The sequence below is a fragment of the Paractinoplanes durhamensis genome (assembly GCF_016862175.1).
GTDB classification, from domain to species: domain Bacteria; phylum Actinomycetota; class Actinomycetes; order Mycobacteriales; family Micromonosporaceae; genus Actinoplanes; species Actinoplanes durhamensis.
The window spans coordinates 1-21,830 of record NZ_BOML01000067.1 but is presented as its reverse complement, the minus strand read 5'-3'; the positions used below and the strand labels follow the sequence as shown (position 1 = coordinate 21,830).

Genomic DNA, 21,830 nt, shown 5'->3' with positions numbered 1-21,830 from the left:
TGGCCCGATAGACTGGCCGCGAAGCCGAGCACCGCCTCGGGAACTTCCGGACCGCCGGCGCGGCACCGCCCGCGCACTGCATCGATGGTCCGGTCCCGCCATCACCGAGGTAGACATGACGAACGACCTGCCCAGATTCGGCCGGGCGGCACCGACGATCGCCGTGACCGACCTTTCCCGGGCGCTGGATTTCTACGTCGGCGTGCTGGGCTTCACCAAGACTTTTGAGAACGGCGACCCGGTCGGCTTTGCCATCGTCGAACGCGACGCCGCACAGTTGCACTTGACGCTGCAGCCCAAGCACGTCGCCGGTACGGCCAACGTGGCACACCTGCTGACTGCCGACGCTGAGGCGCTCTACAAGTACCTGTGCGCCCACCGCGTCCGCATCATCAAGCGGCTGCGCGATGCCGACTACGGAATGCGGACGTTCGTGCTCGCCGACCCCGACGGCAACCGGCTGGACGTGGGCGAAGACCTGGATTAGTCGCTGACGCAGTCGTCGATGGAAAGAACGACCGTATCGTTCTGCAGCAAATCGAAGTCCCAGGGCTTACACCCTGGATCGAACGACTCGATCGACGGCTCCATCTGCAGGAACAGTTCCCGAGCGGCCGCAAAAGGGGACCTGCGATCTCGGTCGCATAGTGCACCCAGCTCTGGCCGCGGCCCGAGGACGCGATCTCTGACGGTGGCCGTTTGAACAGTCTTGCGTCTCTACCCACGACAGCTGTTAGCTGTTCTTGACGGTAGGGACGTTGCTGTTCAAGCGCGTGTGCCGCGGCCGGCCTCTTCAAGACGGGCATTTGTGTGCAGGATGTATGGACCGTCTCCTTGGGCGATGAGACGGGCAAGGTGCGGCTGAGGTTGCGCGTCGGCCCGCCGCGCCCGCTGGTGGCTACGCTTACGGAGGCGGAGCTGGCACTTGTGGCGCCCGTATTGCCGGAAGTCGCCGAGGTGGTGCGCCGGGGCGACTTCAGCCGGATCCGGTTGGGCACAGCGTTTCACGACGCGATCGGCCGAGATCCGTTCCGTCAGGAGAATGCGGTGGTCCGCCGCGACGAGTCCAGTTGGTCGTGGTGGAAGACTCTTGGGGCGGTCGTCATAGGTGTGGGTTTCGCCCAGGACGACAGCTTGTGGAAACAGATCCTTGGCTACGGTTTTGCGGCCCTCGCTCTCGGTGATTTCGTCGGAGATGCCTGGCGTCGACTGCGACGATGGCACCGAACGCGGCGGTAACACTGCTGGGTGCCGCGGATGCTGCCATGGGTCGCCGCGCGATGACAGCGGCAAAACAGTATGACGCACAGCGCGCAAGCCATTGCCCGAGGCTCGCCGAAAGATGCATTTTCTACACGTCCAGGTAGGCTATGCTGCGCTTGCTGATCAATCGCGCGAAGCGGATGACGGCGTTCAGTAACCTATCTACATGTCGTCTCCGCGGGCGGCAGGCGCCAGGTTGCCAGGCCGCCCTCCGCCGCCAGATCGGGCCCGCGATCGCCTACGTCGTTGGGTTTTGGCTATCGGTGCCTATGCGGGCATCCGCCATTGGCTGCTCGTGCGTGGAACAGCGCTGCTAGCCATGTTTGCCTCGCTTTATATAGCCAACGGCGTGGCAACAGGTTGGAAGACCGCCTATGACGTAGCGATAGGTATCACCTCTCCGGGGGACAAGATCGTCGTGGCGCCGGTGCTCGCATGGTTCCTGTCAGCTGCTGGCTGGCTCGCCGTGCCCGCCGTGTGCGGCGCGGTGGCAGGCATCGTCGTCAGCATGGCTGTCGAGGGCCGACGTCAAAGGCCCATTGGTGAGGCTCTGACCAAGCCGGGCGAGCCTCTACGATGACCGCTGTCACGATTCCCCCGTTGAAGGATCTTCTGTACGAACAATGCGGTTTCATTATCCCGGTCTCATTTACGCTGGATTTCGTCGGGCTACACGGCGACGACTGGTTGCTTGCCGAGCGCGACTGGGAGGACATAGTCGCCCTGGTGCTGGACACCGACGCAGTCGATATGCAGGCCAGCGGAAGCCGTGCAATCAGGCAGGCAGTTGAGGCGGCCGCCGCGTTCCTCCACGACGACGAAGTGTGGCCGTGGTGTCCTATTTGTAGGCGAGGAACCGGCGCCGAAGACGAGGTGCGGCATAATGAACCCTGATCCACGTCGCCGGCCGCCCGGTAGTTTCCGCGCGCTTAGCGAACGTCTTTTGCGTAATGCTTTCCCAGCAATGGAACGGGAAGCGGTAGAAGGTTATCTGAGACGGTCCGATGCAAGGGTCCGTCGAACAAGAGTACGTCCGGTATCCTCGCCTCCGGCAATACCGGATCCGTCAGATTTCGCCAGTCCCGTGGTGCTCGTCGTTGACGATGAGGAGGACCTGCGCGACATTATGCGGCGGATGCTCGAGCGCCGAGGCTTCAGCACGCTCGTTGCCGCTAGCGCCAATGAGGCACTGCAATTGTGTCGCGATCATCCGGGTGCGATCGACATTGTTCTGGCCGATCTCGGATTGCCAAATATGGGGCACGAATTCGCCGATTCGGCGGCCGTTCTCCGACCGGATGCTCGAACGGTTTTCATGTCTGGCCTGCCCCGAGATCTCGCCATCGCCGAAGGAGTTATAACCGAATACGAAATGTTGATGAAGAAGCCTTTCTCGACTGAAGAATTGATCGATGCCCTGCGCGCTCTCTCTGAATTTTCAACCAGGTGGAAACCTTGATTTGAATGTTCAGAACAAACGAAGAATTCGGTTCGGCGCAGCCGTGAGCCGAGCAGGCGCACGGGCTGATCGCCCGCCGAGCCGCCCATCGGCGCCGGGTGGCTGAGAGGTCAGATTCCACCCGCATACCCGGCAAGTATTACTCGCCGTGGCGAGCGGATCGCGGATCCGGATGCATCGTCGCCGCGGCCGCCGGCTGCCGCCGCACTCCGTGCGCTGGTTTGCGACCTAGATCAACACAATTTCCAGGATTTCGGGGCCGTCCAGCCTCGTTGAGGCACCGACATCCTGGAAATTGTGTTGATCATGAATGCGTCCGCTTTTCGGCATGACAGCGCACCCTTGTGACGTCAACACGTGAGCGGCGCTGTCCGAGTCAGTTGTCAGAAACGGCTTCGTAGCCGTAGCCATCCGTAGGCGCCAGGGCCAGGAGCCGGTCGAGTACGGGTTCTGTGTTGGTGCCCCACATCTTCGAGACCACCCAGGTCTTGTCGCTGTCGTGCAGGGGCGCGTCGATGAACCACCGGCCGAGCCGCTTGCGGGATCCGGGATAGGCACTCATGAAGGCCTCCGCCAGCGTCTCGCCGGCGAGTGTCCCGTCCACGGACAGAACCCGGGACCGAGGTACTGCTGTCGCGAGGTCTGCGGCAGGCACCCCTGCTTGGTGCAGCGCGGTGACCATGGCCAGTACAGCTCGGCGCTTGCGCAGCGGTTCGCTGCGTCCGGCCGGCGTGATGATCTCGTACGGAGTCCAGTCCCTGTTGTCGGCACCGGCCGCTCGGGCCTGGGTTTGCCGGCGCCGCAGCTGGACGGTGAGTTGGCTTGCCTCCGGCAGTGGGATGACCTGCTGTACATCGAGCAGCAGGCGGTTGTCGACCTTGTACGGGGTCAATCGGACACAGCGCATGTCGAGCCCGTAGACGTCGTTGAGCCACAGCACCGTCGTGGTGATCTCCCGATCGAAGCCGGCCGCGACGAGCACCACCCGGACCTCCCGGCTCAGGACCGTCTCCTCGCCGCCGACGTCCTCGAGAAACTCGGCGAGACGGATGCGGGCCTCTTCGACCGCGTCCGGTTCCACCTTCGCGAGGAACAGTTCGTAGTGTTCGACGAGGTCGTCGAAGGTCATGACCGAGACCATCGCGGCGTACCGCAACGCCTGCAATTCGAGGTGGCCGCCATCGGTAGTGCGCTTCAACTCGATGACCACGATGTGTCCCGCACGATCTACGCCGAGTAGGTCGATACGGCGACGGGCGTCGGCGAAGGCGCCGAACTCCTCGGAGACGACCAGTACGTCGTCAACGATCATGTCCAGCTTCGCCCGCAGCAGCCGTTGAAGATCGGCACGCTCGAGGATCTGCTCGGCGGCGAACGTGGTCGACGGAACCTCGACCAACTGGTCAGTAGTCATCTCGAACAGCGGCATCCGTACATCCTGCCGACCGCGAACCTCCGAAGGAAGCCATTCCCTCGGTACACCGCGTGACGAACTGGAGCGCCGGACGAGGCGGATGGCCTGGTCAAGACTTCGTAGCAGCCGCCGGTTCTTGCCTTCGTGAACTGCCAACTATGTGGACCGTACGCGGGCAGTCGCTGCCATCCAGCAACGCATGTTCATCGCGAAAGACAGACAACGCTGGACTGCTACACCTCACGCTCGGTGACCAACGTCGATGGACGCCTGTACGCGCGCAGCGGCAAATCAGTTCACTCGGCTCGGCCCCACGGAAAATAGAAGTCGAAACCCGTGGTCTCCCGCCCGAAGTAGTCAGGCCCCTTCTTGCTCACTATCGATATTCTCGTCGCCACCACTGCGCCGCTTCGAATTTCCGTACGTTCGAATCCCTTTCTGAGCAACGCGTCGATAACCGACTGAAGACCGTCTCCGGTCATGACGAAGTCGTCGAGTAGCAGTAGGCGGCGCCCCTTGAATCCAGCAATACCATCCGGCAGGAACAACACGGCCTTGGTGCCACGTACGGCCTCGTGGCCAGGCAGTTCGGCACTCTGGTCCGGCTTACCGAGGTAGGCCGCCGTGACGACGGGGACCTGCGTCCGCAACTCTCGTGCAACCAGGTGGGCGACAATGGCGCCACGCTCGCTCAACGCGAGGATGACCTCCGGCGTGAAGTCCGACCTGTCGACCGATCGGGCAAGGTCTGACGCCGCACTTCGGAAGCGTGGCCAGTCCAGATCTCGCTCTCTTTTATTGAGTTGCTCCGCTCGAACCGCCTGCCAGATAGCAAGCCCAAATCCGATTAGCGTTGTTGTGACGAGGACGGCACTCCAGGCCTCAGCAGCCATTGGCCAACTCGTTCGGGTACTCAAACTTGCTAGAGTCCCTTTTCCTGGTGACCATCAGCTCATCTTATCGACGATGTCAATGCAATCCTCGCTGACGTACCGAGCGGAATGATCGAGTGCGCTGTCATCGGCCAGATCCGGGGGCCGTCGCGCTGGGTGGTCGGCGAAGCGGGCCGATCAGCTCTGGTGGCAGGTAGTTCGCCTCTTCGGTGACAACAAACGTGCTTTGCCCGAACCGATCCCCCGGGTCACTCAGCCTCCGAGGTGCCAAGTGGCGTGCTTCGTCTCATCACCGGCGGGGTCTGGGCGTGGTCGGGCCGGTGAAGTGGTGGCTCCGCCGGCGGAGGACCGGGTTTCAGGGGCGGTGGGCGCGGATGATCGCGGCGTGCATGTTCTGGGCGTAGGAGCCGGTGAAGTCGACGGTGGGGTCGACGAATCCGGCGGCGGTCAGGCCGTCGAGGTATTCGCTGCGGGAGAGTGCTCCGGCGATGCAGGAGGACCAGTCGCCGACGACGCCGCGCTGCTCGGGGGTGAGGTGGTCGTCGGCGACGACGTCGGAGATGCCGATGCGGCCGCCGGAGCGCAGCACGCGGTGCATTTCGGCGAAGACGGCGGGCTTGTCGGCGGACAGGTTGATCACGCAGTTGGAGATGACGACGTCGACGGAGGCGTCCGGGAGTGGGATGTCCTCGATGTGGCCTTTGTGGAACTCGACGTTGGTAGCGCCGGCCTCGGCGGCGTTGCGGCGTGCGAGTACGAGCATTTCGTCGGTCATGTCGAGGCCGTGGGCGGTGCCGGCCGGTCCGACGCGGCGAGCGGAGAGCAGGACATCGATGCCGCCGCCGGAGCCGAGGTCGAGGACGGTCTCGCCGGGGTTGAGGTCGGCGACCCGCAGCGGGTTGCCGCAGCCGAGGCTGGCGCGGAGGGCCGCGTCGGGGAGTTCGCCGCGCTCGTCGGCGCCGTAGAGGTCGTCGTTGCCGCACCGGTCGCCTTCGGCGGCGCGGGTGGCGGCGTCGGCGTAGCGGGCGCGAACCTGTTCGCGGATCGAAGCACCGTCGCCGCTGATGTCGGTGGCGGTGCCGCAGCAGGTGGCACCGGAGGCGACGGCCTCGGTCTTCGCGGCGCTGCCGCAGCAGGAGTTCTCGGCGGTGGCCTCGGCTGGGGTGCCGCAGCAGGGATCGGTCGACGCCGGGGCCTGGGGAGCGACGGCGGTCGGCGCGGGTGCGCCGCAACAGCCGGTCGCGGCGGCAGTTGCCAGCTTGTCGGCAGCGTCGGTTGTGTCGGTCATGGTGGGTCTCCTTCGAGGGATGGTCAGCGGGGGCCAAGGGTGGTGTGGGCCTGCCGGAACGCGCGGTAGCGGCGGCCGCGGTCGGCCGCGGTGGTGACCTCGGCGCAGCCGTCGCAAAACCGGACCCCGGCGGTCGGCGCGGCGCGGCGGAGAAGGCGGATCAACATGGCGGCCTCCTGCGGCTCCGGCAACGGTTTCGATAACCGTCGGATTCGACATTTGTCGAATCCATAGTTGCTCGCGGTTTCGATACATGTCAAGCTCGACGTACTCCCGGGTCGGCCGGCACCCGTAGCTCGAGCTGCCACTGGCGCATTACCGGCGACAGAGATCCGGATGCTCGTATCGGCCCAACTCTTTGCCTCGTGGTCCGGACCGCACCGGCGGCTGATGTGCCCGCAACCGCTCGTCGGCCCCCGTGCGCCAGAGCAAGTGCTCCCGTCCTGCCCTACCGGGTGGAGCGCATTATCGGCGGCAGATCCGGTTACCGCTCGCTCAAGATCGGCGCGGTCGGCTGATGCGGGTCGCGATGCCGTCGAGGAGGGCGTCGAGTCCGACATCGAACTGCCATTGCGGGTCGTCCTTGTGGGCGGCCTCGCGGATGTAGCGCTCGAATGTGGGGTAGCGGCCGGTGTTCAGCAGCCAGGTCATCCGGCTCGCGAGGCCAGTGCGGGATTCAGCGCCGTCGGTCCAGCCTTGGTCGGCCATCAGCTGTCTTAAGCCGAGTTCGTTGCTGGTGGCGCCATGCACGTAGGCGGTGACCGTGCGGAAGATGCTCATCGACGTGTCAGCGTCGATTCCGGCACCGCGCAGCGCGGCGAGCGCTCGTTCGGCCAGAGCCATCCGGGCGGGAGTCAGTTCGAACACCGCCCGCGTTGCGGGGAGTTGCGTGAGCCATGGGTGTTCGAGCACGAGCGCGCGGACGCCGCAGGCGAGGGCTCGCATGGTCGTTCGCCAGTCGGTGGCTGCGGGCAACTTCACTTCACCGTAGACGTGGTCCACCATCAGCTCGAGGACGTCGTCCTTGCCCTCCACGTGCCGGTAAGCGGCCATCGGGGCCACGCCCAGATCTTTGGCGAGGCGGCGCATGGTGATGGCGCCGAGCCCGTTCGTGTCCGCGATGCCCACTGCCACCGTGGCGATTCTCTGCACAGTCAGGGCGGGCCGTGCTTGATGGGCGGGGTCGCCGGGCCGGTCGAGCCGTTCCCACAGTGACATCAGGTCACCTTCTCACTCGTGTGTACAACGTATCCAACCATGTGTACGTTGTATTTATGAGCGTACGTAGTACACGAGTGTTGCTGGCGCTCGGCGCGGCCGGCCCGGTGCTGTTCGCCGCGACTTTCACGATCAACGGAGCGATACAGCCCGGCTACAGCTCCGGGCACGACACCATCAGCACTCTCAGCCTGGCTCAGTACGGCTGGGTTCAGATCGCCAACTTCGTGCTGTACGGCGTCCTCACCCTGTGCTTCGCCGAAGGGCTCCGCCGTTCAGCGGCATTGCGGACCTCGGCCTACGCGCTCCTCGCCCTGGCCGGCTTGGGCCTGATCCTCATCGGTCCGTTCCGCACCGATCCTGTTCTGGGCTTTCCACCCGGCGAGCCCACCGTCGTCACCGCCACCGGCGATGTCCATAACACGGGCGCTCTGCTGGTGTTTCTCGCCTTCCCGGTCGCCGCCGTCGCCGCGCTGCGCCGTCCGCTCGCCGGCTGGGCCTTGTTCTCCATCGGCTGCAGCACGGCGTCGCTGATCGCCCTTGCGGCCTTCTTCGCGGCCGTCACCGCCGCGCACGGTCAGGACGGCGGGAACTCACCGGCCGGTCTCTACGAACGACTGCCCGTCCTCTTCATGGGTCTGTGGCAGGCGGCGTACGCGATGCGCGCCCTGACCGGCACCACGAAAGCTGAAACCTCGGCTAAGACAGAGCGATCCGCTCTTACGCGATCCTGAGACGAGGCCGACCAGATCAGCGCGACAGTGACCTGCTGTCGCGTTCGGCGCTATGGGCTGGGAACGCCTCGTCGGCTACCGAGGCGTGCAGATGAGCCCGGGGTGCTCACCAGTCCAGGAGCACCAGCTCCGAGCAGAAGCCCGGCCCCATGGCGAGCATCATGGCCGGGTGCCTCGTGGCACCGGGGTCACGGGTCGCCAGCGTCTCCTGCAGGACGTGCAGTACGGACGAGGAGGACAGGTTCCCTACCGACGCCAGGCTGCGTCGCGTCACGTCGAGAGCGTCCGGTTTCAGACCCAGGGTGCGAACGATGGCCTCGATGACTTTCGGACCGCCCGGGTGGGCGATCCAGGTGTCGACGTCGCTCACGGCCAGCCCGTGCGCGGCGAGGAAGGTCTCGACGTCACCCTTCAGGTAGGTGTCGACGATGTCGGGGACCGTGGCCGCGAGCACGAGTCGGAAACCGGTCTCGCCGATGTCCCAGCCCATGACCCGCTCGGAGTCCGGGTAGAGCCGGCTGCGTGTCGCCCGCACCCGGGGCGCGTGGCCGTGCCCGGCCGTCGCCGCGCGCCGTTCCCCGATGACCACGACGGCCGCCGCGCCATCGCCGAACAGGCCGGAGCCGACCAGGTTCGCCGTCGAGGTGTCGTCGCGCTGGAAGGTGAGCGAGCACAACTCGACCGACAGGAGCACCGCCACGTCGTCCGGACGGCCCTCGAGGTAGTCGTGGATCCGGGCGATGCCGGCCGCACCCGCGACGCATCCCAGTCCGAACAGCGGCATTCGCTTGACGTCGTCACGCAGCCCGAGCCGGTGGGCGATCCGCGCGTCCAGGCTGGGGACGGCCAGCCCGGTCACCGAGGTCGTCACGATCAGGTCGACGTCGGACGGCAGCAGACCGGCAGCGGCCAGGGCCGCGGCAACGGCGTCCGCACCGAGCCGGCGGCCCACATCGATCGATTCTTGACATCCCGGAACCGTATCGTTGTCGATCACTGCGACAGGTGTCACGGCTCGGCGAAGGAACCGTCGGGCCCGCGCCGGGCCGGGAAGACTAATGTCGGGCTCGTGGAGTTCGGGCGCGCGGTGGAGCTGGTCGAGGAGGGTGGCGCGCTCGCGCAGCTCTGTGTGCTGCGTGATGGCGAAGTGGTTCTCGATCGGGCCTGGGGTGTCGATGCCGACACGCCGTTTCTGCTGTTCTCCGCCGGGAAACCGTTCATCGCCATGGTCGTGCACCGGCTTGCCGGGCAGGGTGCCTTCGACCTCGATGATCCGATCGCCCGGTACTGGCCCGAGTTCGGGGCTCAGGACAAAGGCGGGATCACCATCCGGCATGTGCTGCGGCACCGCTCGGGACTTCCGTACGCAAGAAGTGTGCGTGGGGATGCACTTCGCGCTACCCACTGGGGTTTGTCTGTTCGCGCGCTGGCGCGGGCCCGGGCGCACAGCGCTCCGGGGGCCGTGCCCGCCTATCACATTCTCAGCTTCGGGTTTCTTCTCGGCGAGGTCGTGCGGCGGGTGACCGGGCGGCCGCTCGCGGATGTCTTCCGGGACGAGATCTTTGCGCCGGCCGGCATGCGGCACACCCGGATGGGCGGGTCGCGGGTGCCGGTCGAGGGTGGGCCGGCGGTGCCGCGGGCAATGTTCAACCGGCGGGCGGTGCGGGACGCGGTGATTCCGGCCGCGACCACGGCCGGCACTGCGCGGGACCTGGCCCGGTTCTACCAGGCGCTGCTCGACGACGGGAGCTGGCACGATGCCACCACGCCGACCAGCGAAGGGGAGACCGACCTGCTGTCGGGGATGCCGATCCGCTGGTCGGAAGGGTTTCAGCTGGGGCAACCCGGGCGGCAGCGCTACTTCGGGAGCCTCAGTGACCCGCTCGCGTTCGGGCACAACGGGTCGAACGCCTGCTTCGGGTGGGCGGATCCGTCGCGGGGGCTGGTCGTCGCCTACCTGACCAACCGGCTCGGTGGCGGGCCGGGGCGGTCGCCGTTCCAGTGTGCGGTCAGCGACGCGATCCTGGAGGTGTCGTGATGGAGGCGCAGCTCGCGGCGCTGCGGCCGGAGCTCGTCGGGTTCGCCTACCGGATGCTCGGGTCGCCCTTCGAGGCCGAGGATGCGGCGCAGGAGACGATGCTGCGCGCCTGGAAGCACGGCGGCGACTACGACCCGGCCCGCGGCTCGGTGCGCACCTGGGTCTACCGGATCGCCACCAACGTGTGTCTCGACATGCTGCGGTCGGCGCAGCGGCGGGCCCGCGCGGTCGACTTCGAGGCCACCATGGTGCTCGGCGCGCCGCTGCCCGAATCGACCTGGGTGCTGCCGATCGTCGACCGGGTGCTCGACCCGGCCGATGTGGCGGTGCGGCGGGACACTGTGCGGCTCGCGTTCGTGGCCGCCCTGCAGCATCTGCCGGCCCGGCAGCGGGCGGTGCTGATCCTTCGCGACGTGTTCTGCTGGCCGGCCGACGAGGTGGCCGGGCTGCTCGACACCACCGTGCCGTCGGTGACCAGCGCGCTGCAGCGGGCCCGGGCCACCCTGCGCACGACCGGCCTGCAAGCGCCGAGCCCGCTGTCCGACGAGGCGAAACGGTCGCTGGTCGAGCGCTACGCCGACGCCTTCGAGCGGGACGACATCGCCGCCCTGGTCGCGCTCCTGCAGGCCGACGTGATCAACTCGATGCCGCCGTTCACCTGGTGGATCCGGGGCCGGGAGACGGTGGCGACGGTGATGGCCAACTCCGACGGGTCGTGTCACGGTGCCCGGATGGTGGCCGAGGCGGCCAACGGCGGGCTGGCCCTCTGGCAGGAGCGGCCGACCGGGCCGGGCGGGTCGTTCGAGCGGTTCGCGCTGCTGGTCTTCGAGTTCGGCGACGAGCTGATCTCCGAGGTCACCACGTTCCTCGGCTACCGGCCGGATGTCGCCGGGCAGCCATGACATAAGCCTGGATGATCAATCTCAGTCACGTCGCGTTTGCCCTGGCTGCCGTCCTGCTGCTGATCTTCGAGGCGCGCCGGGTCGCGGCCCGGGAACGCGCCGGGGTGAGGGAACCCGGCCGGTGCCGGGCCGGTGACGCTGGGGTCATACGATCGGGGGGAATGACCACGACGGCGATCATGGGGAGTGTTGGATTTGGAGACGTTGGAGTTCCAGGCCGAGGCCCGGCAGCTTCTGCAGCTGATGGTCCATTCGATCTATTCGAACAAGGACATCTTCCTGCGTGAGCTGATCTCGAATGCCTCCGACGCGCTCGACAAGCTGCGTCTGGCCACGCTGCAGGACGGGCTCGAGGCGGACACCTCCGATCTGCACATCGAGATCGAGGCCGACACCGAGGCGCGCACCCTCACGATCCGCGACAACGGCATCGGCATGACCCACGAAGAGGTGGTCGAGCTGATCGGCACGATCGCCAAGTCGGGTACGGCGGAGCTGCTCACCAAGCTCAAGGAGGCCAAGGAGTCGCCGGAGCTGATCGGCCAGTTCGGCGTCGGGTTCTACTCGACGTTCATGGTCGCCGACAAGGTCGAGCTGGTGACCCGCAAGGCCGGCACCGAGGGCCACGGCACCCGGTGGGAGTCGGCCGGCGAGGGCACCTACACGATCGACGACGCGCCGGACGCGCCCGTGGGCACCACGGTGACCGTCCACCTTCGCCCGAAGGACGAGGAGGACGCGCTCTACGACTACGCCGACGAGTGGAAGATCAAGGAGATCGTCAAGCGATACTCCGACTTCATCTCGTTCCCCATCAAGATGCGCTCGGGGGAACAGGTCGACACTCTGAATTCAATGAAGGCGTTGTGGGCGCGGCCGCGCTCCGAGGTGACCGACGAGGAGTACCACCAGTTCTACCGGCACATCAGCCACGACTGGAGCGACCCGCTCGAGATCATCAACATGAAGGCGGAGGGCACCTTCGAGTACGAGGCGCTGCTCTTCCTGCCGTCCCGGGCCCCGCACGACCTGTTCCAGCGGGACTCGCCGCGCGGCCTGCAGCTCTACGTCAAGCGCGTCTTCATCATGGACGACAGCAAGGAGCTGATCCCCGACTACCTGCGCTTCGTCAAGGGCGTGGTGGACGCGGCCGACCTGTCGCTGAACATCTCCCGGGAGATCCTCCAGCAGGACCGGCACATCCAGATGATCCGCCGGCGCCTGGTCAAGAAGGTGCTGTCGACGATCAAGGACCTGCTGGCCAACAACCCGGAGAAGTACGCGACGTTCTGGCGCGAGTTCGGCAAGGCGGTCAAGGAAGGCCTGCTCAACGACCAGGACAACCAGAAGGCCATCCTCGACATCGCCACCTTCTCGTCCACGGCCGGCACCGAGCCGACCACCCTCGCCGCCTACGTGGAGCGGATGAAGGAGGGCCAGGAGGAGATCTACTACCTCACCGGCGACTCCCGGTCCCAGGTCGAGAACTCGCCGCACATGGAAGCCTTCCAGGCGCAGGACTACGAGGTGCTGATCCTCACCGACCCGGTCGACGAGATCTGGGTCGAGGCGGTGCCCGACTTCGACGGCAAGAAGCTGCAGTCGGTCGCCCGCGGCAACGTCGACCTGCCTAAGGACAAGGAAGAGCCGGAGCCGGAAGGCGATTTCGCGCCGCTGCTCACCTTCCTCAAGGAGAAGCTCGAGGAGCAGGTCAAGGACGTACGCCTGTCGCACCGGCTCACCACCAGCGCGGCCTGCCTGGTCAGCGACACCGACGACATCACGCCGGCGCTGGAGAAGATGTACCGGGCGATGGGCCAGGACGGCCCGCGGGTCAAGCGGATCCTCGAGCTCAACCCGAACCACCCGCTGGTCAGCGGCCTGCGCACGGCCCACGAGACCAGCGCGGACGATGACGCCCTGCCGGAGACCGCCGAGCTGCTGTACGGGACGGCACTGCTGGCCGAGGGCGGCGACCTGGAGGACCCGGCCCGCTTCGCGAAGCTGCTCGCGGACCGGCTGGCCAAGACCGTCTGATCAGCGGCGACCGAGGGCCGCGAGCCACGCTCGCGGCCCGGAGTGCCGGACTCGCACGCCGGCCACCCGGCTCGCGAAGCAGATCGCTTCCGGGAGGCCGGCGTCGGCGAGTGCGACCGCCAGGGCACCGTGGAAGGCGTCGCCGGCTCCGGTGGTGTCGACCGCCTCGACCGGCCGGACCTCGACGGCGCCGGCCTCGCTGCCGCTGAACCAGTTGATCGGGTCGGGGCCGTGCGTCACCAGCACGTGCGGTGCGCCGATCGCGGTGGCCAGCGCCTCGTCGGTCGGCGCGGCCTCGGCCGGGTGCCGGAAGGCCGCCGACGCGGCCACCACCTCGGCGAACGGCAGGATCTCGGTGAACACCGGGCGCCAGGTGCCGGCGTCGACGATCAGGCGGCGTGCGCTGCGCGCCGCCGCCACGGCCAGGGCGGGGTGATGCCCGTCGACAAGCGTCAGGTCGGCGTCGGGCAGACCCTTTTCCGGTACGCGGACCAGCAGCTCACCGGCGTTGCGGCTGACGATCGTCCGCTGTCCGGTGCCGCTCAGCACGGTGATCGCGGAGACCGGCGGCGGTGTCGTGGAGCCGGCGGCCGCGTCGATCACCCGTACGCCATGAATGTGCAGGTCGGTGCGGATGAGGTCGCCCAGCGGATGGGCGCCGATCGCGGTGACCAGAGTGACCTCCGCGCCCAGCGCGGCCGCCGTCACGGCGGCATTCGCGGCCGGTCCGCCCGCCGCGACATCGAAGCCGGTGGCCTGCGCCTTCTCGTCGATCCTGGGGATCCGGTCGACCTGGTAGAGGAGGTCCACCGTGGCCAGACCGGCGCAGAGCAGGTGGGTCACGTCGAGAGGTTTTGGAAGAACGTGCCGATGCCTCGGAACGCTTCGGCGATGCCGTCGCCCAGGCTGCGGGCGACGTCCGCGGCCGGGCCGGGGCTGGTGCCGATGTAGAAGATGAGCAGGATGAGCAGGATCCAGCCGAGTGCCTTCTTCATGTCGGCCTCCCTCCACGACCCGTGGGCTATTACATGATCGTGGCATGCCCGCGCACGCCCCTCGCGGATCTTCACCCGCGCGGCGTCGTTCCAAACAGATCTCGGGCGTTGTGCCACAGCACCGCGCGCAGCCAGTCGTCGCCGAGATCGAGCCGGGCCAGCGACTCGAGCTGATGGGCGTACGCGTAGGGGATGTTCGGGAAATCGCTGCCCAGGAGGACTTTTCCGGCCAGGCCCAGGTCGTGCAGCCGGGGGCGCAGACCGGCCGGGAAGGGTGCCATCTCCTCGAAGAAGTCGGTGAACGCCATCGTCGTGTCGAGCCGGACCCGCTCGTAGCTCGTCGCCAGGTCGAAGAAGCCCTGGTATTCGGGGGCGCCCATGTGCGCCACGATGATCGCCAGCCCGGGGTGCCGCTGGAGGACCTCGCCGATCGGGGCGGGGCCGACGAAGCCGTGCGCGACCGGGCCGGAGCCGGCGTGCACCACGATCGGCGTTCCCGTCTCGGCGAGCAGGCCCCAGACCTCGTCGAGTTGCGGGTCGCGCGGGTCGAAGCCGCCCACCTGCAGGTGCAGCTTGACGATCTGGGCGCCGCGGTCCAGGGCGGCCCGGGTGTATTCAACAGCCGACGGCTCGGGGAAGAACGTGGCGCTGGCCAGGCAGCCCGGGGTGGTGGCGGCGAAGTCCAGGCTCCATCGGTTCAGGTCGGCGGCCATGTCCGGTTTATGGGCGTAGGCGAGGGCGCTGAATATCCGTACGCCAAGCCGGTCGAGGGTTTTGATTCTTTCCGATAAATCGGATTTGTACCGAATTGGCCACTCGCGGCCGATCAGTGGCCCGGCGGCGGCGAAGTGGTCCCAGACCCGGCGTTCCATTCGCGGCGGGAGGAAATGGGTGTGCACGTCAGCCAATCCAGGCAGCCCGAGCGCGCGCCAGAAATCAGGCACTTCCTCGTCGATCACCGGACCATCTTCCCCCGCTGGAAACCCTGAGAGCACGCTGAGGAAAGTGACAGTAACTAGAAACTGAGGGTTACTGTCAAAACATGGTTACTTCCAAGTCGCGCTGGTACGCGCTGGCCGCCCTGGCCCTCAGCACGCTGGCCATCGGTCTCGACACCACGATCCTCAGCGTCGCCCTGCCGACGCTCAGCCGCGATCTGCACGCCTCCACCGGCGACCTGCAGTGGTTCACCAACTCCTACCTGCTGGTCCTCGCCGCCGTGCTGCTGCCGGCCGGCATGCTCGGCGACCGCTTCGGCCGCAAGAAGCTGCTGCTCGGCGCGCTGTTCGTGTTCGGCGCCGCCTCCGCCGCGTGCGCCCGGGCGGCCGGCACCGGCGAGCTCATCGCCGCCCGCACCGCGCTCGGCCTCGGCGCCGCGGTGATCATGCCGCTCTCCGGTTCCGTGCTCACCGTGCTCTTCAAGGACAAGGAGCGATCGCGGGCGCTGGGCATCTGGCTCACCGCGAGCGCGCTCGGCATCCCGCTCGGCCCGCTGCTCGGCGGCTGGCTGCTCGACAACTTCTGGTGGGGCTCGGTCTTCCTGATCAACGTGCCGCTGATCGCGGTCGCGCTGGTCGCCGTCACGCTGTGGGTGCCCGAGTCGCACGGCGACCGCACCCGCCGGTTCGACCCGCTCGGCGTGCTGCTCTCGGCGTCCGGCCTGGTCGCGCTCACCTACGGGATCATCGAGGCCGGCGACCGCGGCTGGTCCGACGCCCGCTCGCTGACCACGATGATCGCCGGAGTGCTGGCCCTGATCGCGTTCGTGGTCCGGCAGCGGACGGCCAAATTCCCGCTCGTCGACCTGGATCTGTTCCGGTCGCGGCAGTTCACCGGCGGCGCCGTGCTCGCCACCGTGGCCAGCTTCGGCATGCTCGGCCTGATGTTCTCGCTGCCGCAGTTCTACAGCGCGGTCGAGGGCCAGGACGCGTTCGGCTCCGGCCTGCGCCTGCTCCCGGTAATCGGCGGCCTGCTGGTCGGCGCCCGCACCGCCGAGAAGATCGCCGCCCGGATCGGCAGCCGCCTGGTGATCGCCGGCGGCCTGGCGCTGATGACCGCGGCCCTGCTGCTCGGCGCCACCACCAGCGCCACCAGCGGATTCGGCTTCATCGCGGTATGGGTGAGCCTGGCCGGTCTCGGTCTCGGCTTCACCCTGCCGCCGTCGATGGACGCGGCCCTCGGCGCGCTCACCCCCGAACGCAGCGGCGTCGGCAACGGCCTGATCCAGGCGATGCGGCAGGTCGGCGGCGCGATCGGGGTAGCCGTGCTGGGCACCGTGCTCAACGGCGCCTACCGCGACGCCCTGCCCGCCGCGGCCGGCGATGCGACCCGGGAGAGCGTGGCCGCCGGCGTCACCGGCGACCCTGCGCTTCTCGGCGCGGTCCGCGCCGCCTTCACCCACGGCATGGACGTCTCGCTGGTGGTGGCGGCCGCGGTCGCCGCGGCCGGGGTGGTCCTCGCGCTGGTCATGCTGCCCGGCCGCACCCCGCCGCCGGCCGCGGCCGTGGAGGCCGAGCGGCTGACCCTGGCAGAATCGGGGCTATGACCTCGTCGCTGCCGGCCGGTTTGCGGGAACGCAAGAAGGCGAAGACCCGGCTCGCCATCCGCGAGCACGCAATGCGCCTCTTCGAGGAGCAGGGGTACGCGGCGACCACCGTGGACCAGATCGCGGAGGCGGCCGAGGTCTCGCCGAGCACGTTCTTCCGATATTTCCCGACAAAGGAAGACGTCATCCTGATCGACGACTACGACCCGGTGATCGTCGAGGCCATCCGCGACCAGCCGGCCGGCGTCCCACCGGTGACCGCCCTGCTCGAGGGCATGCGGTCGGTGTTCCTCGCGCTCACCGAGGAGGAGTGGGCGAGCGAGCGCCGCCGCCAGCGGATCTTCCAGGCGGTGCCGGAGTTGCGGGCGCGGGCGATGAGCCAGACCGTGATGGCGATCGACATGCTGGCCGGCACCCTCGCCGAGCGCGACGGCCGCACCGGCGACGACCTCACTTATCGGGTCATCGCCGGTGCGATGGTCGGGGTGGTCATGGCGATCACCCCGCCCGGCACGGCGACCTTCGAGGAGGGCGACTTCCGACGCCTGGAAGAGGCGCTGCACATCCTCGAGGAGAACTTCCGCCTGCGCTGAGGCGGCTTTCGCCTACGCGAGCGTGGCTTTCGCCTACGCGAGCGCGGCCTTCGCCGCCGCGAGGATGCGGTCGGAGATCTCCGTGCCGGCCGTCGCGCGGGCGAGCACCATCGCTCCGACCAGGGTGCTCACCGCCGCGAGGTCATCGCCCAGCCAGCGGGCATAAAGATCAATTCCGCTTGCGTACGCTGCCAGAGCGGCGTTCCCCTCGTCCTCGCGTGCCATGTCGCCGCTGAACCCGGCGGCCGGACAACCGGCGCCCGGGTCGTCGCGGTGCGCGGGGGAGAGATATTCGTCGAGGAAGGTGGCCCGGTCCAGCCCGCCGAGCTTGCCCCTCAGCTCGTCGAAGGCCTGCCCGACCGCCTCCGCGACCAGCGCCTCCTTGGAGGCGAACTGCTTGTAGAAGCCGCCGTGGGTCAGCCCCACCTCGGCCATCACGTCGGCCACGCTCACCCCGGCCACGCCGCGCTCGCGAAACAGCCGGGCCGCCGTCTCGACGATCCGCTTCCGGTTCTCCTGCGCCTGCGCCTGCGACACCCGTCCCATGAACCTGAGTATAGATGGCGTGTGTCATCTATTACCTTGCGGCCATTAGATGCTGGCCGTAATCTAATCGGCATGGACATCACGAACTCGGTAGCCGTAGTCACCGGCGCCAACCGCGGCCTCGGCCGTCACCTCGCCGCCCAGCTGCTCGAACGCGGCGCCAAGGTCTACGCCGGCGCGCGCGTGCTCAGCAGCGTCGACCTGCCCGGCGCCATCCCGCTGCAGCTCGACATCACCGACCCGGCGTCGATCGAGCGCGCCGCCAAGGCCGCCCCCGACGTCACCCTGCTGATCAACAACGCGGGAACCTCGCTCGGCCAGCCGCTGATCGGCGGCGACCTCGACCTGATCCGCCAGGAGATGGAGACCCACTACTTCGGCACGCTCGGCGTCACCCGCGCCTTCGTCCCGGTGATCGAGGCGAACGGCGGCGGCGCGATCCTCAACGTCCTGTCCGTACTGTCGTGGTTCCACCCGGCCGCCGCCGGCGCGTATTCGGGCGCCAAGGCCGCCGGCTGGGCGATGACCCGAGCCGTCCGCGACGAGCTGGCACCGCGCGGCATCGAGGTGGCCGCCCTGCACGTCGGCTACATGGCCACCGACATGGCGGCCGGCATCCCCGCCGACCAGAAGACCGACCCGGCCGTGGTCGCCCGCCTGGCCCTGGACGGCCTGGCCGCCGGCGCCCCGGAGATCCTCGCCGACGACGTGACCCGCGGCGTGAAGGCCGGCCTCAGCGCCTGACCCCTTCGGCGGCTGACTGGTTGTGCGACTTGGCCTCCGCCGGGCCGTGTTTCAATCCGTCCATGATGCTCGCCGGCCGCCGCATCCCTACTCAGCGGATGCCATGGCTGGCACCGGGCGCGGTGCTGCGCCGGCTCGCCGAGATGCGGGCGGCCGGCGGGCACCGGGCTGCGGAAATGCTGCTGGACGCGATCGGCGCCAACCGCGCCCCGCACGAGGTCGCCGCCATCCTCGAGGCCCTCAGCGAAGCCGGCGACACCCCCGACGCCGACCGCGTGCTGACCACGGCGTGCCGCCGCCCATCGACCGAGGTGGCCGCGATGCTCGCGGCGCTGCCGCCCGCCCGCCGCGCGACGTTCCTGACCCACGCCCGGGACGCCAGCCAGGTGGTAGCCGTGACCGCCCTGCTCGACCCGGCCGACAGCGACGCCCTGCTCGACGCGGCCGTCGCCCGCCCGGCGAGGGCAGATTCCGAAGTCCCGAGCCCTGCCCGGCCCGCCGAGGCGGATGACGTCCGCGGCTGGCCGGCCTGCACGGCCGGCCTGGTCACCGCGCTGCGGGAGGCCGGTCGTGGGGAGCAGGCCCGGCAGTTGGCCGGGCGGGTGGCGGCCGGGTGCCGGGACGTGCCCGAGTTTCTGGAGCTGATCGGGGCGATCCCCGTCGACGACGTGCTTGCCACGGTCGCCGCCCGGCGTGCACCCGACGAGGTCGCCGCGATCGCCGCGCATCTGGAGACCTCAGGCGCCGAGGCGGCCGGGCTGCTGGCCCGGGCGGTGCTGGCCGAGGGTGCGGCCACGATCGCGGCGGTACTGGCCCGGCTGGACGAGACCGGCCAGGCCGCGGCGCTGCGGCGGATCCTGCAGCGCCTCGCCGCCACCCCCGCGGGCGTGGTCGTGCAGGTCATGGCCGAGCTGGTCCGGGCCGACCGGCGGGCGCTGTCCCGGGCGGTCGCCACCGCGGTTCCGGCCGGCGCGCAGTGGCCGGCCCGGGTCCTCATCGACCAGGTGGTGGCGTCCCCGGCGCACGCCGCCCGGCTCGCCGGCCTGGCCGATCCCGGCCGGTTCGCGGCCGAGCTCGTCGCCGAGCCGGCCGGCGTCGTCGCGGCGGTGCTCACCCGGGCCTGCGCGGCCGGGGCCGGCGCGGTCGTCGACGCCATCCTCGACGAGCTGGCCCGGGGGACCGGCACGGTCAAGTGGATCGCCCGGCTGTGGCACCTCGACCCGGAGCCGGCCGCGTCCGCCGGCCACCGCCCCGACCTGGTCGACCGCTTCCTGGGCCTGGTAGTCCAGCACCGCTCGCCACGCCAGGTGGCCGACCTGATCCGGGAGCTCGACACCGGCGACGGCGGCCCGATCGCCGCCCGGATCGTGCGGCTGCTGCTCGACGACCCCGGCCGCCGATGGGCCCGTCCCTACGTCGGCCACCTGCTCGGCGACTCACCGCGCGCCGCCGACCTGTGCGGCGACTGGACCGGCGACCGGACCACGCTGGCCCGCGCGGCCGCCGTCGACGAGTTGCGCCGCCTGCTCCCCGAGCCGGACCCGGCCGACGGCTGGCAGCCGACCCTGACCCTGCGCCCCGACGAGCGACCGCTGTGGCTGATACGACTCGGCGACCTGGAGGCCGGTTCGCTGATCGGCCTGAGCGACCGAGGCGTGCACTGCCACAGCGCGCCCCGCCCGCCGGGTCCGCAGTCGCCGCGCGAGTTCCATGTCGACTATGAACAGTTCGCGCAGCTCACCTTCGCCTTCGCCGAGGACGCCCAGCGCATCCGGATCGGGAAGGAGGACTCCTTCTACTACTGGGCCGCCGGCAACGCGGCCGACGCCGAGGCGCGCGCGGTGACCGCCCTGCTCAACCAGGTCGCGGCGGCGGTGCGGGCGATCTGTGCGGTACGGCTGGACGAGCCGCTCGGCCCGTCCGCGTCCGGCTGGTTCACCGCGGCCGGGGTCTGACCCGGGGTATGCCCGCACGTGCTTCAATGCGTTCATGAAGGTCGCCGCCAGCGTTCCGGATCAAGACCTGCCGTTCCTTCAGTCCCTCTACGAATGGTTGCGGCGCACGAACGGCCTTGCCGTCACCGCCGAGGCGAGCGCCCGGCACCAGGGTGCCGCCGAGATCGTCAACATCGTGCTGAGCAACACGATCGCCCTCAGCAGCTTCGTCGTCTCGCTGCGCGCGTGGCTCGGCACCCGGCCCCGGAAGCCACCGATCACCGTTGAGGTCAACGGCGTCCGGATCACCGTTCCGGACGGCTCGCCGGAGAGTCTCGCGGTGCTGGAGAAGGCCCTCCGGGCGGCGCTGGATGACGACGCCGAGTGAGGACCCGCCCCGGCGGCTGCCCGACCCGCTGCGGTCCCGGGCCGTCCTCGTCGGACCGGCCGAATACCAGCACCTGAGTCCGCTCGCCTCGATCTCGGCGAACGTGCACCGCCTGCGCGAGCTGCTCACCGACGAAACCGTGTGGGGGCTGCCGGAGAGCCACTGCGTGACCCTGACCGACGCCGCGTCCAGCGACGACGTCCATCGTGCGCTTCTCGCGGCCGGCCGGGAGGCCGAGGACACGCTGGTGTTCTACTTCGCCGGGCACGGATTCCTGCAGCACACGTCCGCGCGGCTGTTCCTGGCTCTCGGCAACGCGGAGACCGACTCCACTCTCGGGGCGATCGAGTACGACCGGATCAAAGAAGCCGTGCTGAGCAGCGAGTGCCCGTCGAAGGTGGTCATCCTCGACTGCTGCTACGCCGGGAACGCCACACTGGCCGGGCCCAACGAGTTCGCCGACCAGACCGTGGTCGACGGCACCTACCTGCTGACCTCCTGCGGCGAGAACAGCCTGTCGGTGTCGCCACCGGGCGAGCAGTACACAGCTTTCACCGGGGCGCTCGTCCGGTTGCTCGACGAGGGGATCCCGGGCCGGCCCGATCTGCTCAGCACCGCCGACGTCTACTGGTGGCTGCGCAACGAGCTCAGCGGCACGGATCGCCCGGTGCCGATGCAGCGGTCCGGCAACCGCGGGCACCACATCGTCCTCGCCGTCAACCGGGCGCTGTCCCGTCCGCCGGCGGTGACCGAGCCGGTCGAGCCGGTCGAGCCGGTCGAGCCGGTCGAGCCGGTCGAGCCGGTCGAGCCGGTCGAGCCGGTCGAGCCGGTCGAGCCGG

Annotated in this window: 25 protein-coding genes; 15 read left to right on the top strand and 10 right to left on the bottom strand. The window is 68.7% G+C overall.

Annotated elements, in window-relative coordinates:
* Positions 1 to 115: 115 nt before the first annotated feature.
* The 5 genes from Adu01nite_RS40355 (at position 116) to Adu01nite_RS40335 (ending at position 2,722) form a co-directional block, all read left to right on the top strand.
* Positions 116 to 487, top strand: a complete 372-nt coding sequence (locus Adu01nite_RS40355) for a VOC family protein (protein WP_203734631.1) — start codon at positions 116 to 118, stop codon at positions 485 to 487.
* Positions 488 to 834: 347 nt separating this feature from the next.
* Complete coding sequence (locus tag Adu01nite_RS40350) at positions 835 to 1,239, top strand: hypothetical protein (protein ID WP_203734630.1); 405 nt, start codon at positions 835 to 837, stop codon at positions 1,237 to 1,239.
* Positions 1,240 to 1,516: 277 nt separating this feature from the next.
* Positions 1,517 to 1,843, top strand: coding sequence for a DUF6313 family protein (locus Adu01nite_RS40345; protein WP_203734629.1), 327 nt, complete (start codon positions 1,517 to 1,519; stop codon positions 1,841 to 1,843).
* Between the two features lie 20 nt (positions 1,844 to 1,863).
* Positions 1,864 to 2,157 (top strand): hypothetical protein, encoded by a 294-nt coding sequence (locus Adu01nite_RS40340; protein ID WP_203734628.1) that lies wholly within the window; start codon positions 1,864 to 1,866, stop codon positions 2,155 to 2,157.
* A gap of 190 nt (positions 2,158 to 2,347) precedes the next feature.
* Positions 2,348 to 2,722 carry a response regulator gene (locus Adu01nite_RS40335; RefSeq protein WP_239133083.1) on the top strand — a complete coding sequence of 125 codons (375 nt, stop codon included), beginning with the start codon at positions 2,348 to 2,350 and terminating at the stop codon, positions 2,720 to 2,722.
* 376 nt (positions 2,723 to 3,098) lie between these two features.
* On the opposite strand, the gene Adu01nite_RS40330 is transcribed toward Adu01nite_RS40335, so the two are convergent.
* The 5 genes from Adu01nite_RS40330 to Adu01nite_RS40310 form a co-directional block, all read right to left on the bottom strand.
* On the bottom strand, positions 3,099 to 4,292 hold the full coding sequence (locus tag Adu01nite_RS40330) for a PDDEXK family nuclease (RefSeq protein WP_203734627.1): 1,194 nt from the start codon (positions 4,290 to 4,292) through the stop codon (positions 3,099 to 3,101).
* 140 nt (positions 4,293 to 4,432) lie between these two features.
* Positions 4,433 to 5,029, bottom strand: a complete 597-nt coding sequence (locus Adu01nite_RS40325; protein ID WP_203734626.1) for a phosphoribosyltransferase family protein — start codon at positions 5,027 to 5,029, stop codon at positions 4,433 to 4,435.
* A gap of 355 nt (positions 5,030 to 5,384) precedes the next feature.
* Positions 5,385 to 6,317, bottom strand: a complete 933-nt coding sequence (gene arsM / locus Adu01nite_RS40320; protein ID WP_239133082.1) for an arsenite methyltransferase — start codon at positions 6,315 to 6,317, stop codon at positions 5,385 to 5,387.
* Positions 6,318 to 6,340: 23 nt separating this feature from the next.
* A complete protein-coding gene (locus Adu01nite_RS40315) occupies positions 6,341 to 6,484 on the bottom strand; it encodes a hypothetical protein (protein WP_203734625.1) in 144 nt (47 codons plus the stop codon).
* Positions 6,485 to 6,812: 328 nt separating this feature from the next.
* Entirely contained in the window at positions 6,813 to 7,535 is a 723-nt protein-coding gene (locus Adu01nite_RS40310) for a TetR/AcrR family transcriptional regulator (RefSeq protein WP_203734624.1), read from the bottom strand.
* A gap of 77 nt (positions 7,536 to 7,612) precedes the next feature.
* Between Adu01nite_RS40310 and Adu01nite_RS40305 the strand changes: the two genes are divergently transcribed.
* Entirely contained in the window at positions 7,613 to 8,269 is a 657-nt protein-coding gene (locus Adu01nite_RS40305) for a DUF998 domain-containing protein (RefSeq protein WP_203734623.1), read from the top strand.
* Positions 8,270 to 8,375: 106 nt separating this feature from the next.
* Here Adu01nite_RS40305 and Adu01nite_RS40300 read toward each other — a convergent pair whose 3' ends face one another.
* Positions 8,376 to 9,281 (bottom strand): type III polyketide synthase, encoded by a 906-nt coding sequence (locus Adu01nite_RS40300; RefSeq protein ID WP_275414761.1) that lies wholly within the window; start codon positions 9,279 to 9,281, stop codon positions 8,376 to 8,378.
* 57 nt (positions 9,282 to 9,338) lie between these two features.
* Between Adu01nite_RS40300 and Adu01nite_RS40295 the strand changes: the two genes are divergently transcribed.
* The 3 genes from Adu01nite_RS40295 (at position 9,339) to htpG (ending at position 13,246) form a co-directional block, all read left to right on the top strand.
* Positions 9,339 to 10,307: a serine hydrolase domain-containing protein gene (locus Adu01nite_RS40295; RefSeq protein WP_239133080.1), complete on the top strand. Its 969-nt coding sequence runs from the start codon at positions 9,339 to 9,341 to the stop codon at positions 10,305 to 10,307.
* Positions 10,307 to 11,209, top strand: a complete 903-nt coding sequence (locus Adu01nite_RS40290) for an RNA polymerase subunit sigma-70 (RefSeq protein ID WP_203734621.1) — start codon at positions 10,307 to 10,309, stop codon at positions 11,207 to 11,209. Before Adu01nite_RS40295 ends, Adu01nite_RS40290 begins: the two co-directional genes overlap by 1 nt.
* Positions 11,210 to 11,398: 189 nt before the next feature.
* The gene (gene htpG, locus Adu01nite_RS40285) at positions 11,399 to 13,246 is read left to right on the top strand and encodes a molecular chaperone HtpG (RefSeq protein WP_203734620.1); all 1,848 of its coding nucleotides are present in this window, start codon (positions 11,399 to 11,401) and stop codon (positions 13,244 to 13,246) included.
* On the opposite strand, the gene Adu01nite_RS40280 is transcribed toward htpG, so the two are convergent.
* From Adu01nite_RS40280 to Adu01nite_RS40270, 3 genes are all read right to left on the bottom strand, one after another.
* Positions 13,247 to 14,089, bottom strand: a complete 843-nt coding sequence (locus Adu01nite_RS40280; RefSeq protein ID WP_239133079.1) for a PfkB family carbohydrate kinase — start codon at positions 14,087 to 14,089, stop codon at positions 13,247 to 13,249.
* Positions 14,086 to 14,241 (bottom strand): hypothetical protein, encoded by a 156-nt coding sequence (locus Adu01nite_RS40275; RefSeq protein WP_203734619.1) that lies wholly within the window; start codon positions 14,239 to 14,241, stop codon positions 14,086 to 14,088. The genes Adu01nite_RS40280 and Adu01nite_RS40275 overlap by 4 nt, the downstream gene beginning before the upstream one ends.
* A gap of 71 nt (positions 14,242 to 14,312) precedes the next feature.
* Complete coding sequence (locus tag Adu01nite_RS40270) at positions 14,313 to 15,200, bottom strand: amidohydrolase family protein (RefSeq protein ID WP_203734618.1); 888 nt, start codon at positions 15,198 to 15,200, stop codon at positions 14,313 to 14,315.
* An 83-nt stretch (positions 15,201 to 15,283) separates the two neighbouring features.
* Here Adu01nite_RS40270 and Adu01nite_RS40265 point away from each other — a divergent pair, with 83 nt between their 5' ends.
* Entirely contained in the window at positions 15,284 to 16,786 is a 1,503-nt protein-coding gene (locus Adu01nite_RS40265; RefSeq protein ID WP_203734617.1) for a DHA2 family efflux MFS transporter permease subunit, read from the top strand.
* Positions 16,783 to 17,379 (top strand): acyl-CoA-like ligand-binding transcription factor, encoded by a 597-nt coding sequence (locus Adu01nite_RS40260; protein ID WP_203734616.1) that lies wholly within the window; start codon positions 16,783 to 16,785, stop codon positions 17,377 to 17,379. The genes Adu01nite_RS40265 and Adu01nite_RS40260 overlap by 4 nt, the downstream gene beginning before the upstream one ends.
* A gap of 33 nt (positions 17,380 to 17,412) precedes the next feature.
* Here Adu01nite_RS40260 and Adu01nite_RS40255 read toward each other — a convergent pair whose 3' ends face one another.
* Entirely contained in the window at positions 17,413 to 17,925 is a 513-nt protein-coding gene (locus Adu01nite_RS40255; RefSeq protein WP_203734615.1) for a TetR/AcrR family transcriptional regulator, read from the bottom strand.
* A gap of 72 nt (positions 17,926 to 17,997) precedes the next feature.
* On the opposite strand from Adu01nite_RS40255, the gene Adu01nite_RS40250 reads away from it, so the two are divergent.
* From Adu01nite_RS40250 to Adu01nite_RS40235, 4 genes are all read left to right on the top strand, one after another.
* Positions 17,998 to 18,669: an SDR family oxidoreductase gene (locus Adu01nite_RS40250; protein WP_203734614.1), complete on the top strand. Its 672-nt coding sequence runs from the start codon at positions 17,998 to 18,000 to the stop codon at positions 18,667 to 18,669.
* Between the two features lie 62 nt (positions 18,670 to 18,731).
* On the top strand, positions 18,732 to 20,624 hold the full coding sequence (locus Adu01nite_RS40245; protein ID WP_203734613.1) for a hypothetical protein: 1,893 nt from the start codon (positions 18,732 to 18,734) through the stop codon (positions 20,622 to 20,624).
* Positions 20,625 to 20,658: 34 nt separating this feature from the next.
* Positions 20,659 to 20,991 (top strand): effector-associated constant component EACC1, encoded by a 333-nt coding sequence (locus tag Adu01nite_RS40240; RefSeq protein ID WP_203734612.1) that lies wholly within the window; start codon positions 20,659 to 20,661, stop codon positions 20,989 to 20,991.
* Positions 20,975 to 21,830: caspase family protein (locus Adu01nite_RS40235; protein ID WP_203734611.1), on the top strand; the 856-nt coding region annotated here is incomplete at its 3' end. The genes Adu01nite_RS40240 and Adu01nite_RS40235, both read left to right, overlap by 17 nt.